Source organism: Nostoc sp. (assembly GCF_054880495.1).
The window spans coordinates 1-4,077 of record NZ_JBTYKD010000273.1; the positions used below are offsets into that span (position 1 = coordinate 1).

Sequence of the window (4,077 nt, forward strand, 5' to 3'; positions counted from 1 at the left end):
GATTTTGGGATCAAAACCACCTTTTTGGGATAATTAACCGCCATTTGTTAGATAGACTCAGCACTATTTAATGTGGCGGATGACTTCGGCAACTGACCAAGCTTGAGCGATCGCACCTCTGGGTGTATGAGGTAAATCGCCATCAAAAATCTCAGAAATAGAACCAAGACAAGCGTCAGATAGGAAGTGCTCTAGCAGGGGTTGCCAATCAAAAGGCAACGATTGTTGTGGATAAAAGCGTTGCCAAGCCCGAATATATGGGCCAATTAGCCAAGCCCAAACAGTGCCTTGATGATAAGTGCGATCGCGTTGCTCTGAGTTGCCCTCATATTTCCCTTTGTATTCGCGATCTCCTGGATCGAGACTGCGAAGACCATAGGGGGTAAGCAAGCTGGTAGTTGCCAAATCTAATATCTGACACCCTTGCTGAACAGAAAACCCACAATGTTGCAGTGACAGCGCCAAAACGGCATTGGGACGAATTTGAAAATTCCGGCGATCGTCCGGCTCAATAGTATCGTACAGATAACCCAGCTGAGGATTCCAGAACTTTTGCAGCGAGGTTTTTACGTGTTCTGCTTGTTGAGTATAACGCTGTGCTTGCTTAGTGAGACGCGCTGAGGAACCGTAGTCAAGCTGGCTCAATCGTTCTGCCCACTGACTCAGCCAACATAAAGCAGAATACCACAGCGCATTAATTTCCACTGGCTTACCGTAACGAGGAGTAACGGGGTGTGACCCAATTACTACATCCATCCAGGTGAGGGCTACACCAGGAGCATCCCAACTAACTAGCCCATCGGTAGCATCGACCTGGATATTGAAATGTGTACCACCGACAAATGCTTTATAGATTTGCTGTACTATCGGGAATTGCTCTGCCAAAAAATCCCAATCTTGGGTAGCTTCTAGATAAAGTCCTAAAGTTTCAATCCACCACAACGCCGCATCAACACTGTTATAAATTGGTTCGCCATCGACATCAGGAAATGCATTAGGAATCAGACCCTGGCGACAGTAATACCCAAAAGTTTGCAATACCCCTTTTGCTAGGTCAAAGCGCTGGGGAACTAGTGCCAACCCCGGTAAGGCAATTAAGGTGTCACGTCCCCAGTCATTAAACCAGTGATAACCAGCAATGATCGTCGGGCCTGCAATTGAGGCTCGATAGACAATAAACTGATCGCTTGCTTTGAGTAGTTGTTGCCAGAGTGGGGAGTGGGCATGGGGCATTGGACATTCGTAATTATTTCCCTGCTCCCCTGCTCCCCTGCTCCCCTGCCCCTCCGCCCCTCCGCCCCTCTCTCCCCATCCAAAAATCTGTGAGAGCCGGTTTTGCTCTGCCTCCACGGCTTCTGCAAAGGTTTTGGGTGTGAGAACACTTAGCATTGAGTCGGGAAAACCTACTCGTGCTTCTAGAGTCACTGCATCTCCTGGTTGGAGTGTGACTATCAAGTAACCAGGACTGTAGAGGTCTTCCTTGTCGCCTAATCCCCGTTTCGTCTCCTCAGGCAATCCATAATGCCAATACCAAACTGCATCTGGTTGATAATTTCCTTGTGTCCAGCGCAAGTGCCAAGGTATACCGAAGCGCCCAGAATTGATTGCTTGCAGACAGACTTGTTGTTCCCCTAGCAATTGTGAGAAGTGTAATTTGGCGCTAGCAGTCTGCTGGTGGTGAAAGTCACGTTCTGCTATCAACAGTCGCAGCCGTAAAATCGCTGGATGACTTCCCTCGTAGCGATAGTTGATTAAAATCCGATCGCAAAATTGGCCAGGGGCATGGGGCATGGGGTATGGGGCATTGCTTATCTCCCCTTGTCCCCATTCGCTACTCTCTCCCCAACCATAGGGCATTAGCAATTGTCTAGTTAACTGCCAGTTATCTTGCCCCCAAATCCATTTTGGAACTGGGTTAATATCAAAAGAACGTAGCCGTTGGTAGCCTGTCGGCTCAATCTGACCGTTACCCCAAAAGTTTGTCCCCAGTGCGACAACGCTGCCTAATACTTCCAAGCTAGCTTCTAGGTGCGAAAACAGCAAAGTCCGCCCAGAAGGCGGGTTTGTCGCAGTAAACAGCCAACCATGATAAGTGCGCGTGCGGACATCAGAAACTGTCCCACTAGCAAAACTTCCCAAGCCATTGGTAATCAACCATTCTCTTGTATCTAAATCAGGCATTTGCTACTCAAAATCGTTATGAGTATGATATAGTCGTAACAGATCGTAATTAAACTGTGAAAGCGTGGATGGGTGAGTTTTACTTGACCCGAATTCTAACGCTACTAAACAAATAAAGGAGAATTAGGTTAATGTCCCTTACTTACGGAACCGAAGTCAGCCTCCGCGTTGGTCAACAAGCTCCCGATTTCACAGCAACGGCTGTGGTAGATCAGGAATTTAAGACAATCAAACTTTCCGATTATCGCGGTAAGTATGTTGTCCTGTTTTTCTACCCACTAGACTTTACCTTTGTTTGTCCCACTGAGATCACAGCATTTAGCGATCGCTACGAAGAATTCAATAAAATTAATACGGAAATCCTTGGGGCTTCGGTTGATAGTGAATTCTCCCACCTCGCTTGGATTCAAAGCGATCGTAAGTCTGGTGGCGTTGGCGATTTGAATTATCCTCTAGTCTCCGACATCAAGAAAGAGATTAGTGCCGATTACAACGTTCTTGACCCAGCAGCAGGCATTGCCTTGCGTGGTCTGTTCATCATTGATAAAGATGGTATCATACAGCACGCCACGATCAACAACCTAGCTTTTGGTCGCAGCGTTGATGAAACCCTGCGGACATTACAAGCAATTCAGTATGTTCAGTCTCACCCCGACGAAGTTTGCCCAGCTGGTTGGCAACCTGGGGACAAAACAATGAATCCTGATCCAGTGAAGTCTAAAGTCTACTTCTCTGCCGTTTAAATTTCGCTAGCTAGCAAATATCTAATCCATCCTGTTGGAGTTGAGAATAAAATTAATGAAAACCACAGATAAACAGAGATACACATTAAACAGTGCTAACCTCCGTATCTATCTGTGGTTTTGTCATAAAATGGTATTTAAATAATCCAGTTTGAACAATTATTCCAACAGATTAAGCACCCAAAAGCTTATCCAGTAACTCTTTGACAATCCCAAATTCCAAATCCCAAATGGTATTATGCTTACTTCAACTGATTTTAGTGGCTTATTAAATGAGCGATTCTTCCGCAACTTTTTACCAGTTCCAGCTAGCAATCAACTCCGGTTGGGAGTGGGAACACCAGACTTTCAACTGCCAGATATTACCAACGGAACTTTAGTAAAATTGTCTGATTATAAAGGCAACCAACCAGTGTTACTCGCCTTGACTCGGATCTTTACCGAAAAACAATATTGCCCTTTTTGTTTTCCTCACATCAAAGCTTTGAATGAAAACTACGAACAATTTAAAAATCGCGGCATAGAAGTTTTAATGATTACTAGTACCGATGAACGGCAGAGTCAAATAGTTGTGAAGGATTTAGGTTTAAAAATGCCGTTGCTTAGTGATCCAAGTTGTCGAGTGTTTCGTACATATCAAGTAGGACAAGCTCTGGGAGCGCCTTTGCCAGCACAGTTTGTATTAGATAAACAAGGAAAACTCCGCTACTGGCATTCATTTTCTTTTCTGGATCACAATGCTAGTGTTGAGATATTGTTAAAACAGTTCAATTGAGTATAAGGTGTAATATTGTCAATGTCAGCCCTACTTTTAAAGCTGTGAGTTTTTCTCATGTTGACATTTTACCATGCGCCGATTTCTCCCAACTCGCGCCGCGTCTGGACTACTCTGCTAGAAAAAAGACTTGAGTTTGAACGTATCGCGGCAGTCCCTACCCTCAATGTACTCATAGGGTAGAGATCGGAGCGGGTTATTGGAACGAAGTGGAAATAACCAATCCATAAATATTTAAGTTGGCGCGTCTTGCTCTTTGATATATTTCCTAAGTTTATCAATCGGTGCGCCTCCACTTGACGCAACATAATAAGAGCTAGACCAAAACAGGGGTTTCCAGTAAAACTTGTCAATATGCTCTTTAAATTCTTTGCGAAT

General features: G+C 44.8%; 5 protein-coding genes. 3 read left to right on the forward strand and 2 right to left on the reverse strand.

Going from position 1 to position 4,077, the window contains the following annotated elements; all coding sequences use genetic code 11:
- Window positions 1-63: 63 nt before the first annotated feature.
- Window positions 64-2,181 (reverse strand): amylo-alpha-1,6-glucosidase, encoded by a 2,118-nt coding sequence (locus ACYTXL_RS24325; protein WP_461926974.1) that lies wholly within the window; start codon window positions 2,179-2,181, stop codon window positions 64-66.
- Between the two features lie 131 nt (window positions 2,182-2,312).
- Here ACYTXL_RS24325 and ACYTXL_RS24330 point away from each other — a divergent pair, with 131 nt between their 5' ends.
- The 3 genes from ACYTXL_RS24330 to ACYTXL_RS24340 all read left to right on the forward strand — a co-directional run bounded on the left by ACYTXL_RS24330 (window position 2,313) and on the right by ACYTXL_RS24340 (window position 3,882).
- Window positions 2,313-2,924 (forward strand): peroxiredoxin, encoded by a 612-nt coding sequence (locus ACYTXL_RS24330; protein WP_461926975.1) that lies wholly within the window; start codon window positions 2,313-2,315, stop codon window positions 2,922-2,924.
- Window positions 2,925-3,162: 238 nt separating this feature from the next.
- Window positions 3,163-3,699 (forward strand): peroxiredoxin family protein, encoded by a 537-nt coding sequence (locus ACYTXL_RS24335; protein WP_461926976.1) that lies wholly within the window; start codon window positions 3,163-3,165, stop codon window positions 3,697-3,699.
- Window positions 3,700-3,756: 57 nt separating this feature from the next.
- Complete coding sequence (locus ACYTXL_RS24340; protein WP_461926977.1) at window positions 3,757-3,882, forward strand: glutathione S-transferase N-terminal domain-containing protein; 126 nt, start codon at window positions 3,757-3,759, stop codon at window positions 3,880-3,882.
- Window positions 3,883-3,933: 51 nt separating this feature from the next.
- On the opposite strand, the gene ACYTXL_RS24345 is transcribed toward ACYTXL_RS24340, so the two are convergent.
- Window positions 3,934-4,077: transposase (locus ACYTXL_RS24345; protein WP_461926978.1), on the reverse strand; the 144-nt coding region annotated here is incomplete at its 5' end.